Source organism: Xanthocytophaga flava, from assembly GCF_030068545.1.
GTDB lineage: Bacteria > Bacteroidota > Bacteroidia > Cytophagales > 172606-1 > Xanthocytophaga > Xanthocytophaga flava.
In genome coordinates, this window is record NZ_JASJOR010000013.1 from 204920 (window position 1) to 220099 (window position 15180).

Sequence of the window (15180 nt, forward strand, 5' to 3'; positions counted from 1 at the left end):
GTGAAATAAGAGGAGTGCGGGAAAATTCTGTTGATAGTAAGTAAAGAAGTAGAGGTTTTACCAAAATAACCTCTACTTCAAGTAACTTGACAGTATAAGTGATTTTACTTCCTGGTTAACTAATACCGCTGCCAGAAGAGACTAAATCCAATTATCAACACAAGGCCAATCTGTAAGGCAGTCAGCACATACATATAGTTAGCCTGGCCTCTTGACTGATTTAACAGTCGCTCGCCTACAGTTAACTGCAAGCTGGATAGTTCTGTCAGAGTTTGTGCCACTTGACCAAATGTAGTATAGGCCGTACCAGCAAATAAAGTTTGTTGCTCCTGTGGTTGGTCGACTAATTTGGCTATTATCTCCTCTTCTAAGTGGTTATAAACGGATAGCCGTTGTTTTAATAATGTGAATTGATTCGATTCTTTGGATGTTAATTTAGTCTTGTCATATTCGACTAGCAAAGAGTCTATCTGGCGGTTAAGACGATTAATGGTTGATCCCATAAAGCTTCCTCCTGGATCAGTTTTACCTAACACATGGGATTCGAGTAGTAGCCGTTTCTGGTAAACTTTTGAATTTAGACTGGCAATAATAGCTGTTGGAACCAAGCGATCCTTGTAAATGGATGCTGATGTTTCCTGAATTTGATTTACACTACGACGGCTTAAAAAAATGCTCGTTAGAATCAATCCCAACAGACTAGCAATCAATAAGGTGAGACGTAGCGTCGAACGGTTGTTAGTTGATTTTTCCATATTATTCAAGGCAAAGTTTTATTTTCTATTATGAATTTTAAAGTGGCATATAGGATTTTGCCATAGACTTGATCGAAGCTAAATTGTCGTTGACATAGCCTACCGCAACTTAGATGCTTATTGCTAAAGGTAAGGGTTGAACTTTAGCATCAGAAATTTTTATGAATAATAAGATTTAAAATTGTACGACCCAGTGTACCTAAATAGACGACAATTACTTCAATTACTATGTCTACTAGCAAAAGTTAAGGAGAGATTATAGAAGGAAGGAGATGAAATATTAGTTGAGTAAGTGTAATATTTGTTTACAGCTGCATTGGGATATATTAACCACTTAGGAGCGTATTCTTGCCAGATAAGTACCTAACTATAAAATAATCAGTTGTGTAAGCCACTAAGTAACTAAATATTCAGCTATCTCGGCATAAACCAAAAGATTCCCCTCTATTGTCCCCTGATAAACAAAAAAGCCTTAAATAGTTGCTATTTAAGGCTTTTTGCAGAGAGGAAGGGATTCGAACCCTCGATACCGTTTCCGGTATACACGCTTTCCAGGCGTGCCCCTTCAACCACTCGGGCACCTCTCTGTGTGGGAAGCGTAAAAATCGGACGCGAAATAAGGGATTTTATTCCAGATTGTAAAAGATTATTTGAAATAAAACATCATTTTTTCTTTTATCAACTCATCTCACCACAAATAGAGGTGGTGAGTAAAGGTTGCCAGTCAGTTTTGGAGAGGCCAGAACCTGCCAGATACATTAGTTTGGTTATAGCAGCCTCAGTGGTAATATCGCCGCCACCTATCACACCGATATCCAATAGATGTTTACTTGTAGAGTATCTGCCTTGCAATACAGTACCTCCCAAACATTGAGAAACATTCAGAATAACAATGCCTCGCTGGATGGCTTTGGATAAACATTCAGTAAACCATGTATCTGTAGGTGCATTACCTGAACCATAGGTTTCTAAGACAACAGCTTGTAGGTCTGGGATATTTAATATGCTTTCGACTACATAGCGACTGATACCAGGAAATATTTTGAGAATAGCTACCCGATCATCCATGTGATTTTGTACTTGCAAGGTTGCTTCAGTTACAAATGGACGCATCAATGCTGGACGAAAGTCAATCGATATACCTGCCTCTGCCAATGGGGGATAATTCTCTGAATAAAAAGCATCGAATTGAGTGCTCTCTACTTTCTTAGCTCGGTTGCCTCTCAGTAAACGGCTATGAAAATAGATACATACTTCTGAAACTTGTGGTTCATTGCGCTCATTTCGGGCAGAAGCTATTTCCAAAGCAGTAATCATATTCTCACGGGCATCTGTACGAATAGAACCTATTGGTAGTTGAGCCCCTGTAAAAATGACAGGTTTATTCAATCCCTTCAATAAGAAGCTAAGAGCAGAGGCACTATAGGCCATTGTATCTGTACCATGCAATATTACAAAGCCATCATATAATGTATAGTTTTGTTCAATGATTTGTGCCCACTCAATCCAGTGATTGGGTGTTACGTTGGATGAATCTATAGGGTTATCAAAGGCAATGACTGTAAGGGTAAAATCAAAACGGTCAATTTCCGGGAGGTTCTGAAGGATTTGCCCAAAGTCAAAAGGCTTGAGCTGTCCATTGGCATCATAAGCCATTCCCAGCGTACCTCCCGTATAGATCATCAGGATGGATGCTCCTGTTTTAGCTGGGGTATGTACACAAATTGTTGAATACATGAAAGGTTATTTACGTTACTGTTTAGTTTGTGATGAAGTGCTGAGTAGTATATTTATGCCTTTACTCCAAATAATGAAAGTGCATTTTGTGTAGTTACTTCCGCTACAGTGGCTACAGAGATTCCTTTCAGGTCTGCTACTCGTTGAGCAATCAACGGAATATAACTGGTTTCATTACGTTTACCCCGGTATGGGACTGGTGCCAGATAGGGACTGTCTGTTTCCAGTACCAGATGTTTCAGCTCGACAAAAGGAATTACTTTATCCAAACCTCCATTTTTAAAGGTACTTACCCCTCCAATACCGAGTTTAAAGCCCATATCAATAGCAATTTGCGCATCTTCTATAGAACCTGAAAAGCAATGGAAAATTCCTTTCAATCCTGTAATACCAGTTTCTGCCAGTACAGCTACCGTATCTCTAAATGAATCTCTACAATGAATGACAATAGGTAGATCGTATTTTTTTGCCCAACTAACCTGTATTTTTAATGCTTCTTTTTGTTGTTCTACAAATTCCATAGACCAGTAATAGTCTAGCCCTATTTCACCAATAGCTACAAACTTTCGTTTGGCAAGCCAGTCTTCCGCAATCTTTAGTTCTCTTTCAAAATCCGTTTCAATGCTGCAGGGATGCACTCCCATCATAGAAAAGCAATGATCAGGGTATTGGTCTTCCAATGCCAGCATACCCTCAATGGATGTGCTATCTACATTGGGCATAAAAATTTTTGTCACGCCTGCACTAAACGTCCGTTTGAGCATTACCTCCCGATCGTTGTTAAACTGGTCCCCATAAATGTGGGCGTGTGTATCTACAAATTGCATAATTTAGTATGGTATATTCAGATAATCCTTGTATTCTGTGCAAACATACATATTCCTGAAATCATTCATATGTTCGCCCTTTCCAGATCGTTTTGACAGGTAGGTAATAATAAATCAATGTTGCCAATGTTCCCAATTGAAAATACAAAGGAAACAGGAAGCTATACCAGTATAACTTCTGTTGTTTTAAACGGTGAATGCCTGCTACTGCTATTATTGTCTGTATAAGCAGACTTCCTAGCCACAAACAAAGAGATAGCCATGGCTGAGAAAATGCCAGTATCAAAAGTATAATCCAGAAGAAAAGTGGTGCTAGTAGTGGAAGGCGGATATACCAGGGAGTTTGCAATGCTCCATGTGCCCACCTCTTTCGCTGTTGTAGCCAGGCTGGTGCAGTTGAGATTGGTAGTGTTAATGCTAACGCTTCATGAGTATATACTTGTCGAAAAGTATATCTACGGTCTAATATTTCTTTGAATAATTGATAATCTTCTGTAATTGAAAAAGGAATGGTTGCATAACCTCCAGTAGCCTCATAACTGAGACGGGTTACCAGCATATTGTTACCCATGGCTGTAGCAGGAATCTGCCAGTGGGATAATTTTTCTATAATATACAATGCATATACCCAATCAATGGCTTGTAATGCTGTCCAGGTGTTGGTATATATAGGAATGGTAATGCCTGTAACAACCCCTACCTGACCTTGACAAGGTGCCAGCATGCACTGTATCCAGTGAGAAGGAACCGCAACATCAGCATCTGTTATCAGAAAATAGTCTCCTTGAGCTTGTTGGGCCAGATGAGCTAATACATTGGCCTTTCCTCTGGCATTACCCAGTGTGTTTGTGATGCGTAGAAGATGAAAGTTAGGTTTGTTACAAATAAAGCCTTCTATCAGTGTATGTGTCTGGTCCTGAGAATCATCATCGCCAATCCATACTTCCCACTGGTTTCTGGGGTATGTGAGTTGATCTATGGATTGCAGACAGCGGAGAATGGTGTGTTCCTCGTTTCGTGCTGCAATCAGAATAGAGACCATACGCAAGTTGTCATTTTTAGACAAATGTATAAGATTTCTTTTGTACCTGTATGTGTTATTTCAATACCTCAAACGTAAAGCCCTTCTCCAGGCAATGTTCAATATAGCGGGGTAGTACATGGGTAATACGTTCTTCAGCTTTGACATTGTCATGAAAGACAATAATAGACCCATTTTCTGTAGCTTCTATGGTTTTTTTCAGGCATTTCTCAGGAGACAGCTTTCTGTCAAAATCTCCTGTAAGTACGTCCCACATAATAATCTCATATCCTTCTTGCTGAAGCTGCAATGCCTGCTTTTTTTTGATACGCCCATAAGGTGGACGGAAAATTTTGGTGTCAGTACCCAAAAACCTCTGACAGAATTGAGTATTACGGATATATTCATCCTGAGGAGTCTTCCAGCCATTCATATGATTAAAAGTATGGTTACCTAGTGCATGCCCTTGCAAACGTACCCATGAGAATACTTCTGGATATTTGCGAATGTTATCACCTACACAGAAGAATGTTGCTTTTATCTGATACTGTGTCAGTTGATCCAGAACCCATGTAGTCATACCTGGGATAGGACCATCATCAAAAGTAAGATAAAGCTTTTTTTCAGTATCGGGCTTTCGCCAGGTAAAAGTTGGATAAAACTTTTGTAGCCAGGAAGGAGTCTTATGCCAGTACATAGTCTGTATAGTTTAAAACAGTGGACAAGAATGGTGTTAGTTACCCGGTTAGCATTAGATTTTAACTACAAGACAGCTTATATAATTACCACTGAAATTGTACTGATTCTAACTCTAATCAGATAGTCAACTAGGCCTCTGCTTTTTGCTAAACTCTTAATTATAATAGGCTTACTGACAGCACAAAAATAAGGCTATTCTGCATATGTTACTCTGCAAAATAGCCTTATGTAATATTGGCAAAATGATTCTATAATATGACGAAGAGAAAGATGTAATCTTACCCTGTTATAATTTGAAATTCGAATCGCAATGGGTCAAATTGTTGCAGTAACGTATGGATGAACTCCGGATTGTTTGCATAAAAATTCAGCATATTGTCTGTCCGCTCTTGTAAGCTTCCTCCTGGAAATAATTTGTTTTTCAACGTTAAAACTTGTTGAATACCTGTTTCCTGCTTTTGTTCTTCTGCTTTACGAAGACGTTTTTCTATATTCTCCAGAGAGGTTTTCGCCTTTTGCTTTTCTGCTCCGACAAATCCTTCCAGCGATTTATCTAAGGTAACCGCTTTTTGTACAATACGATCAAATAGTGATGTAAGATCCTGTATTTCCGTAAATAAAGAAATTGGTTCGCCTACTGTCTTTTCCACATACTTCCGTTTTAAGGAGACCTCATCTGTGAACAGGTCAGCTACTGTCAAACCTGTTTTATCAAGTTTCTTTTGTGTATTGTCGTTAAGGATCAGTGCAAAATTTCGAGGCATTACAATTGGAAATGGAGTTTCTAGCTTGTCAAACAGGTCTTTAAGCTGTAGCCAGTAAGCCACCTCGGCAGGACCGCCAATGTAAGCCAGATTGGGAAGTATTGTTTCCTGATAGACAGGACGAAGTAATACATTGGGGCTAAATCGTTCCGGTTGCTGGTCTATCATTTGTGAAACTTCTTCTTTAGAGAAGGAAAGTTCGGTATTCAGTATTCGGAAACGACCATGATTATGTACAATTCGTTCCCGCATGCCATGATCCAGGTAAAAGAAGTTGCTGTCACGTGCATTGACCTGAGTCTTATATCCCAACGCTTCCAGTTTCTCAGAGGTCTGATTCACTACAGTTTGAGTAACCTGATCAAAAACATCTGCCTTGATGGCTTGTCGGAATTCGCCTTTGAGAGTTGGATGATCTGCGTCTATACAGAGTAGTCCCTGATCACCAAACAGGTCTGTAACCCAACATCGTGTGGCATCTGCCAGAGTTTGGTAGGTTAGATACGCCTTTTCAAACACGGGAAACTTGTCTGACAATTGATCCAGTACAGTTTGAATTTCTGTTGGATTCATCCGTCCTACGGCTCCAGTCTGAGTTGTTTCCCACGTGTATTTTTTGCCAAACAGATTAAAATAGCTGATTTCCTCAAAGTCATGGTCTTCTGTTGCCATCCAATAAACCGGAACAAACTGATAATCCGGATATTTTTCCTGAAGTTGTTTCGCCAGATTAATGGTTGTCACCAGCTTATAGATAACATACAACGGCCCACTGAATATATTTAACTGGTGACCGGTAGTCACTGTAAATGTATTGGGTTGAAGCAGACTATCAATCTGTTTCTGAACTATAGCAGAGGAATATCCGGTATATTGTTCTTTTAATACCTGATGTAGGGCTTCTCTTTTTGAGACATCAAAAGCTTTGGATTGCAGGATCTTACCAAAATTATCCAGAGTTGGAAATGTAGTGTAAAAAGAGGCTAGAGTATCCTTTTGCTGAATATAATCTAAAAAGAGAGAAGAAAACTGATTCGTTTGTTGCAGAGATAAAAATTGTGTTGTCATTCAGGTGGATGTTTGCGTGCGTAAATATAAAGGGATGAATAGATTTGTTATATACTTTTAAATAAATGGTCTATTGGAACTATGTCGGGTAGATTATTTGTGTCTGCTGATAATTTACTAATATTGCCAAAACTGTAATCCGGGCTTAAATGGTTCGTTTTCTTCTGATTTACTGTTTATAAAAGCTGAAAGATACAGTTGCTTAAATCCTGTTTTTCACCCAAGTTACTTTTATTTTTATGCGTATTGGCGGTGTACCTGAGCATTTTAATCTTCCCTGGCGATTGGCTATTGAGGAAGGAATTTTTTCATCGAAAGGCATTGAACTGGAATGGACAGATTATCCGGGTGGAACAGGCGCTATGAATAAGGCTTTGCGGGAAGGAGATCTTGACATAGCTACGATTCTTACGGAGGGTATTGTGGCAGATATTATCAATGGCAATCCTTCCCAACTTCTGAAAATACATGTACAAACACCTTTGAACTGGGGGATTTTTGTGAATCAGTCTTCTGCATTTCAACAGGTAGATGATCTAAGGGCAGCACGATTTGCTATCAGTCGCTTAGGTTCAGGCTCTCAACTGATGGCTTATGTCAATGCCTTACAACGTGGATGGAATCTGGCAGACCTGTCAATGGTTGTACTGAATAATCTCGAGGGAATGCGTAAAGGCTTGAGAGATAATGAGGCTGATGTATTGATGTGGGAAAGGGTAATGACGCAGCCTTATGTGGATAGTGGAGAATTAAGGCGAGTAGGTATATGTCCAACTCCCTGGCCTGGATTTGTGCTGGTGGCGCGTAATGAAGTGATTGCCAATAAATCAGGAAAGCTCAAGCTTGTTTGTGATTTGTTTAATGAGTTTGTGAGTAGCTTCAAGGAACGACCTGGTTTAGATGAATTGATTGCGCAGCGATACTCATTGCCATTGGCTGATGTACAACAATGGATCACAGAAACAGAGTGGGCTACAACAAATAATATTGAGGTTTCAATGCTGGATAATGTGATGGAAACTTTGCAAAAAGCAGGAACTATTACCGGCAAAATACCTGCTACTGAATTGATTACTACTTTGCAAGATTGATCTTACAGAAAGAGAATAAGACTCAATAGGTGTTGTTTTTCTTTCTATTCTTAGAGTTTTTTAATGAAGTTGCTTAGTGTAAATTTTTTAAAGGCTTTAAATGCTGATAATAGTAAAGTTCTTGAAGAACTAAGACAATAACCATCTATCAGTCGATAGCTGCTACTGTATCCCTCAAAAAGCCCCAGTTTACTACAAAAGCTACCTATTGAGCCATTAATTGCACTAAACAACTTCATTATTCTTTCCCTTTCAAACAAAGTAAATACGATATTTTTAGAGAATAAATTAACGAGTCTACCAAACAGGCTATTGATTATTGTAGAGTTGACATTTTCACTTTCAATACCATTCTATCTTCATATATCAGAAGAACTTTTTTCACCAGGTTCCTATGCCAATTCGATGTTATCCTACTTCTCTGCTTTTATAGATTCTATTGTTCTATACTATTTTGTTTTGTTGAAAGCCTATCTAAGAGAAGTTTATTGTCTTATCAGTGTTTATACCTTATAAGTCTTTGTTGGGATATTCTACTTTCAATATGACAATTCTTATCTGGGATCAGGGTATTGTAATATTATTCAGTTGAATTTTATTGTTTCATTATTTGCTTTCGCAATATTGGTTTTGTACAAAATATAATTTACTAAAATATGTGTATTTCGAAATATTTTTAAGTTGTTATGGATGGTTTTTTGTGTAAAAATTGCTCATAATATATTGTTCAAGAGATTGAATAATTAGATATTGACTGAAAATTATAGAATTCAATTTGTTTAAAAAGCGATAAAGCAAATTTTTATTTCGAATAAAGCGAGAAGTCAATAGTAATATTTATACATTTGCATTTCACAAATAATTAACAAACTTCAAACAATTACATATGAGGAAAATTCAACTACTACTCATGTCTTTCTTGTTTATTAGTGCAATAAGCTTGACAGTACAAGCACAAGAAAGAGTTGTGACTGGCCGGGTAATAGACTCAGGAACAAATGATCCTTTACCAGGAGTTAGTGTTATTGTTAAAGGTACTACTACTGGTAGTATAACGGATGCCACTGGTAAGTATAGTATTACTGTAACACAGTCTAATGCCATCCTACAGTTTTCTTTTATTGGCTTTGCTACCAAGGAAGTTACTATTAATGGGCAATCAACTGTTGATGTATCATTACTTACTGATGCTCAAAGCTTGAGCGAGGTAGTTGTGACTGGTTATGGTAATCGAGACAAACTTTCGTTTACTGGATCTGCTACTACTCTGGGTGGAGATAAGATTGAGCATAAACCTTTTGCAACAGTAGATCAGGCACTACAAGGCAATGTGGCTGGTTTGCAAATGTCTGCAAGCTCTGGTACTCCGGGTGCTCTGCAGGATATTCGTATCAGAGGTGTAAGCTCTATAATTGGTAGTAATGCTCCTTTATTTGTTATTGATGGGGTACCAGTTGTATCTGGAGAGTTAGAACGATCTACTTCTACAGGTACGTTAAGCGTCTTATCTTCTCTGAATAGTAATGATATTGAAAGTATGACTGTGTTGAAAGATGCAAGTGCTACCGCCTTTTATGGAGCTCGTGGAGCTAATGGGGTTATTGTTATTACAACCAAAAAAGGAAAAGTAGGAAAACCTGTTTTTTCTGTTTCTGCTCAAACTGGTGTTGTGTCAAGAGCTATAAAGGGTCCCAAGATGTTAAATGCTTCTCAATGGGATGAACTATATTATGAATCGTTAGTAAATTCAGGTGATGCATCTACAATTGAAGAAGCTAAAAAAAATTATCCTAGTGGGTGGGATGGAACTACTAATACAGATTGGCGTGATGTTGTAAGTAATAAAGATGCAAAGACATATTCTCTGGATTTCTCCGTTCGTGGAGGGAATGATAAATCTAATTATTATACCTCTCTTGGTTATTTTGCACAGGATGGGGTCAATACTGGATCTAACTACAAACGTTATACAGGCAAAGTAAGTCTGCAGAATGCATTGACGAATAAACTTACTTTGAATAACTCTACTAATATATCTTATGTTCTTCAAAATGGTCAATTAGAAAATTCTGCTTATTTTGGAAATCCTGATGCTGCCTATTTGTTTTTGCGCCCAATGGATAAGCCATATAATGAAGATGGTAGCATTAATACTAATATGTCAGCCAACGCAATTTTTAACCCATTATATATAGCCAAATATAATATAAATCGTAGAAAGCAAACTCACATTTTCAATGTAGCTTCTTTAGGATATGATATTCTGAATAACCTGAAATTTACTACTACTTTAGGTTTGGACTATATATTAAATGAGGAATTATATTTTGCTAATCGTAATTATGGTGATGGTGTGAGAGACCCTGATGACCCAACTCAAAATGGTACATCGGAGGCTTATTCTAATCGGAACTTTAACTGGAACTGGAAGAATATGTTAGAGTATGGATGGCAAATTAATTCTAACCATAGGGTTGATTTAAAAGCTGTATATGAATCACAACGAAATCAGTACTATACATTAGGTGTAAGTGGCTATGGAATAGCAGCAGATGGCTTGATTTATCCGGAATCTATTTCTACAACTGATGGATGGACAGGTTATACAGAGGATTGGTCATTAAATGCCGTTTCAGGTATTATAGGCTACAAATTTAAAAATTCAATTTCATTAGATGGAACAATTCGTGGGGAAGGTAGCTCTAAATTTGCACCTGGTAAACGTTGGGGTACATTTTATTCTATTGGCGCTGCCTGGAGCTTTTCTGAAGAAACATTTATGCAAAGTATGAAAAGCTGGCTTACATTAGCAAAGTTACGGGCTAGTTATGGAGTTACGGGTAACTCTAATATTGATCCCAACAAATATCAATCTTTACTAAGTTATGGTGGTGTATATAATGGTGGGCCAGCAGTGTCTCCTGGACAGGTAGGAAATACAAATCTGACATGGGAGAAAAATGCCAATGTCAACGTTGGTTTAGATGTTGAATTGTTTGGGCGTATTAATGCTACTGTTGAGTATTTTCGTCGAAGAACTTATGACTTGTTACAGGAGGTACCATTATCTTATACAACGGGTTTCACTAATCAGACTCAAAATGTAGGAGAAATGGTTAATAAAGGATTCGAAGTGACTGTTGGAGCTGATATTTTGAAAGCAAGCGCATTTAAATGGAATGTAAATGTTAATCTTACTTCAGTACATAATAAGGTTACTAAGCTTGCTACTTCTTCTACAGGAGATGAGATTAAAATAACATCCAGTACTCGGATCGTGCAAACTGGACATCCTGTATATTCCTGGTATATGCCTACCTGGGCTGGCGTTGATCCTCAAACAGGCTCGCCTCTATGGTATAAGTCAGGTACAAGTGGAGAAACAACCTCAACATATTCACAAGCAGGCTATTCTTTTCATGCAAGTGCTCTGCCTACTTTTTATGGAGGTATAACAAACCGATTTGATTATAAAGGGATCTATTTAAGCGCTAACCTATATTATTCTACGGGTAACAAGATTTACGATAGCTGGGGATCTTATACACAATCTGACGGGAAATTTACATTTACTATTGCTAATGCTTATGCTAGTCAATATGACAGATGGCAAAAGCCTGGTGATCTAGCTGAAAATCCAAAGAATGTATATAATAATACTTCTTTATCTAACTCTAATTCAACTAGACGTTTATATAGTGGTGAGTACTTTAGATTAAGAGATATTACATTAGGTTATAATTTCCCAACAACTCTTATCTCGAAACTGAAATTAGGTAGTGCTTCCGTTTATGTAAAAGGAAATAATTTGTGGACTTGGGTTGCTGATAAAAAGCTGCAATTTGATCCTGAAACAAGAGCAGATGGTTTATTGCAGTTAACCGCACAGCCTCTTAAGACAGTTGCAGTTGGATTAAATGTTACCTTTTAACGATCTTATAAAACACAAAGAAAATGAATAGACTATCAAAATATTTTGCGATTCTGTTTACGGTTTGTTTATTCTCATGTACTAAAGATTTTTTAGAACCTGAATTGACCAAAGATAAAGATGTTGCAACAAATGTTAATACAATTGATGATTTGAGGGGAATAATGGCTGGAGCTTATAATCGGATGAATGAATCAGATTATTATGGAAGAGACTATATAGTATTTGCAGAAGTACGCTCTGATAATGCATTTAGTTCTGGTAGCTCTGGTCGGTTTGTATCTCCTGCTCAATTTGTTATGACGTCAAATGATGCTTATTCTACAGATACATGGTCTCGGATTTATTCTGTAATTGTTAATGCTAATATCGTGATTCAATCTGAGATAACAGGTAATGATACTCCAGAAGTTCAATATGTGAAAGGACAGGCATATGCAGTAAGGGCATTGGCGCATATGGATCTATTACGCTTGTTTGGTCAACAATATGTAACGGGTGGTACCTTAGGTGTTCCTATTATTACAGCTTATAATGATGGAAATATTTATCCTAAGCGAGCAACTATAGAAGAAGTATGGAACCAAGTCGGCGCTGATTTTGCAAAGGCAATAGAAATCATGGACCCAAGCTTGGATGGAACTTCTCCTACTCAGATCACTACTTGGGCTGTATATGCATTACAATCACGTTACTACTTATACATTAAAGATTATGCTAAAGCTGCTGTAGCAGCTAAAAAGGTTATTGATTCTGGGAATTTTAGTGTACTGAGCAAGAGTGAATATACTGGTTATTGGAACAATCCGGGCGAAGGACATTCTTTATTTGAACTTGCATATACGAATTCTGATAATCTTGGTAATGGTAGCTTGTTCTATATATATCAGGCGACAAATTATGGAGATATACAAGTAACAAAAGATCTCTATAATTCTTATGACAATGCAGATGTACGTAAAAAATTGTATAGTGCAGATGAAAGCGTTTATCGAATGATAGGAAAGTATCCTGAGTATACTAGTTCTATTAAAGTGATTCGTTATGAAGAAGTAATCCTTAATTATGCAGAAGCATTGTATCATCTGGAGTCTACAGAAGATGCAGCAGATTATCTGAATTTAATTGCGGAAAATCGTAGTAATTATTCCTATGAAACTGTTTCTCTTGATGATATCTTAGAAGAGAGACGTAAAGAGTTAGCAATGGAAGGACATCGTTCCTATGATCTACTTCGTAATGGATTAAGTATCCCATATGTGGATTCTCGCCAAACCTTTAATAAAAATGGTATTGCTTATGGAGCAGCTTCATTGGCTTTTCCAATTCCAAGAGGAGAGATTACTGCTAATCCTAATATGGTTCAGAATGAAGGATACTAATTCTTTTAAAATATAATCTTTACTAACAAACATCCCACTTAATGCATTAAGTGGGATGTTTGTTTATTGGAACATCTGTTTATGTTTTGAAAAGGCTTTTTTAATCACAAAAGTGTAATGCATACTCAATACTCTTTATAAATTGCGGAAAAAGAATAGCTGTACATGCAACTGCTGGAAATTATAAAGAAATTAGAAGGGAAAAGCGATCACCAACGGAGTGAATTCATTGAACAAACCCTCATTCGTTGGGGAATACCTTATGAAATACATCCCTACGCTACCGGACGGAATATTCTATTACCTTCCGGGAGACCTCAATGGATAGGAATTAGTTCACATTTTGATGTAGTGAAGAATTCACCTGGTGCTAATGATAATGCCTCTGCTATAGCTGTATGCCTTGATCTAATTCGACGGAACCAAATTAAGCCGTTGAAGTCTTTGGGCATTGGATTTTTCTTCTTTGATGAAGAAGAACGAAACCTGAAAGGTTCTACGGCTTATGTAAAGCAACTTGGCATAAATGGGATGACGGGACTGATTAATCTGGAAATGGTAGGGCAAGGCGATCGGTTGGCGCTCTGGTCACTAACTGAAAAGAGTAAGGGACGAATTCTGAAAACATTGGAATCGACCGCCAATGCTCATAATATATTTACCCGCCGTTTTGATCGCATTGTTACTAATCAGGCTGATCATATGAGTTTTCAGAAAGCTGGTTTAGTTGATGCTTTTACAGTAACCTGTATCTCTGAAAAAGATATCGAAGTGGCATGGCATTATTACAAGGCGCAAGAATTTGATGTAGATCAGACTACTCTCTGGGAGATTATCACACAAGCTCCCTTATTTAAGCACTACCATCAACCTTCTGATCTCAGCGAACACCTTTCGGAAGAAAGCCTTCAGATGACCTCAAACATAATCTGGCAAACATTGCTGGCACTCGACAAATAAGTAGTATGGAAGAATTAATAATAAATCTGGATCTGCCACCTCAGTCCCGGTGGGATTTCTTGCAGAGTTATCAGAGTGAGATTGATGTATTGATTGGTTATTATCTGAAAGATCTGGGAGATGTGAGTTTCTTTCAGGATGCCATTGACTATTATAAAGCTACCTTTGTAAAAAAAGAATACTTACAGGAAATTCAAAGTATAGCTGCCTTTTCTCAGTTTTCAGAGAATGAAATCTTACTTACCAACTTATATTACGATGCATTAAAATTTGTCTTTGGATGTACAGCTTTTGCTGTGAGTAATGGAAGAGGTAATTTGCATGCCCGAAACCTGGACTGGTGGACAGAAAATGATGCATTGAAAAAGCATACGAAGATTTTTCATTTTATACGTAATGGAGAGACGCTTTATTCTGCTGTGAGTTGGATTGGTTTTGTGGGTGTGCTTTCTGGCTTTAAACCTAACAGGTTTTCAATTACATTAAATGCTGTTTCCAGTACAGAAAGTCCTAATCTGGCTCCTCCTATTACGTTGCTTATTAGAGATGTGCTAGAGAATGCTAATTCATTTGAAGAGGCGAGAGATATATTGAGTAAAACAGAGATTGCATCAGATTGTTTATTGATGTTGGTTGGTACGCAAGCTGATGAAATGGTTGTTATCGAACGGACTCCCAGAAAATACGCGTTGCGTTATCCTCAAAATGGCCATCTGATTGTTACTAATAACTATCGTGAGTTTACCAATGAATTAAAAACAGGTGATGTGTTGCAGCAATCATCCTGTGGAAGATTTGACCGGACCAATGAATTATTATCAATGAAAACTCCTGACACCACAGCGGTTTGTCTAGAGATTTTGAGTGATACTTATGTAAAGATGGGAATTACCGTTCAACAGATGGTATTTGATTTGGCGAACTCTTCAATTACTATACAATAAG

The 15180-nt window shown here is 37.6% G+C and carries 11 protein-coding genes and 1 tRNA gene; 5 read left to right on the plus strand and 7 right to left on the minus strand.

Annotation, left to right across the window (positions count from 1 at the left end):
- Nucleotides 1-119 precede the first annotated feature (119 nt).
- The 7 genes from QNI15_RS19925 to bshC form a co-directional block, all read right to left on the minus strand.
- The gene (locus tag QNI15_RS19925) at nt 120-755 is read right to left on the minus strand and encodes an MCP four helix bundle domain-containing protein (RefSeq protein WP_313990779.1); all 636 of its coding nucleotides are present in this window, start codon (nt 753-755) and stop codon (nt 120-122) included.
- Nucleotides 756-1255: 500 nt separating this feature from the next.
- Nucleotides 1256-1342, minus strand: a tRNA-Ser gene (locus QNI15_RS19930).
- 91 nt (nt 1343-1433) lie between these two features.
- Nucleotides 1434-2492, minus strand: a complete 1059-nt coding sequence (locus QNI15_RS19935; RefSeq protein WP_314033165.1) for an asparaginase — start codon at nt 2490-2492, stop codon at nt 1434-1436.
- Between the two features lie 53 nt (nt 2493-2545).
- Nucleotides 2546-3319, minus strand: coding sequence for a TatD family hydrolase (locus QNI15_RS19940; protein WP_314033166.1), 774 nt, complete (start codon nt 3317-3319; stop codon nt 2546-2548).
- Nucleotides 3320-3380: 61 nt separating this feature from the next.
- Complete coding sequence (locus tag QNI15_RS19945; RefSeq protein WP_314033167.1) at nt 3381-4385, minus strand: glycosyltransferase; 1005 nt, start codon at nt 4383-4385, stop codon at nt 3381-3383.
- A gap of 31 nt (nt 4386-4416) precedes the next feature.
- Entirely contained in the window at nt 4417-5037 is a 621-nt protein-coding gene (locus QNI15_RS19950) for a polysaccharide deacetylase family protein (protein WP_313990766.1), read from the minus strand.
- Between the two features lie 280 nt (nt 5038-5317).
- Nucleotides 5318-6871, minus strand: coding sequence for a bacillithiol biosynthesis cysteine-adding enzyme BshC (gene bshC, locus QNI15_RS19955; protein ID WP_313990763.1), 1554 nt, complete (start codon nt 6869-6871; stop codon nt 5318-5320).
- A 239-nt stretch (nt 6872-7110) separates the two neighbouring features.
- Here bshC and QNI15_RS19960 point away from each other — a divergent pair, with 239 nt between their 5' ends.
- From QNI15_RS19960 to QNI15_RS19980, 5 genes are all read left to right on the plus strand, one after another.
- On the plus strand, nt 7111-7962 hold the full coding sequence (locus QNI15_RS19960; RefSeq protein ID WP_314033168.1) for a substrate-binding domain-containing protein: 852 nt from the start codon (nt 7111-7113) through the stop codon (nt 7960-7962).
- A gap of 886 nt (nt 7963-8848) precedes the next feature.
- Nucleotides 8849-11893, plus strand: a complete 3045-nt coding sequence (locus QNI15_RS19965; protein ID WP_313990757.1) for a SusC/RagA family TonB-linked outer membrane protein — start codon at nt 8849-8851, stop codon at nt 11891-11893.
- 23 nt (nt 11894-11916) lie between these two features.
- Nucleotides 11917-13275, plus strand: a complete 1359-nt coding sequence (locus tag QNI15_RS19970) for a RagB/SusD family nutrient uptake outer membrane protein (RefSeq protein ID WP_314033169.1) — start codon at nt 11917-11919, stop codon at nt 13273-13275.
- Nucleotides 13276-13440: 165 nt separating this feature from the next.
- On the plus strand, nt 13441-14235 hold the full coding sequence (locus tag QNI15_RS19975; protein ID WP_314033170.1) for a M28 family metallopeptidase: 795 nt from the start codon (nt 13441-13443) through the stop codon (nt 14233-14235).
- A 5-nt stretch (nt 14236-14240) separates the two neighbouring features.
- The gene (locus QNI15_RS19980) at nt 14241-15179 is read left to right on the plus strand and encodes a C45 family peptidase (RefSeq protein ID WP_314033171.1); all 939 of its coding nucleotides are present in this window, start codon (nt 14241-14243) and stop codon (nt 15177-15179) included.
- Nucleotide 15180 lies beyond the last annotated feature (1 nt).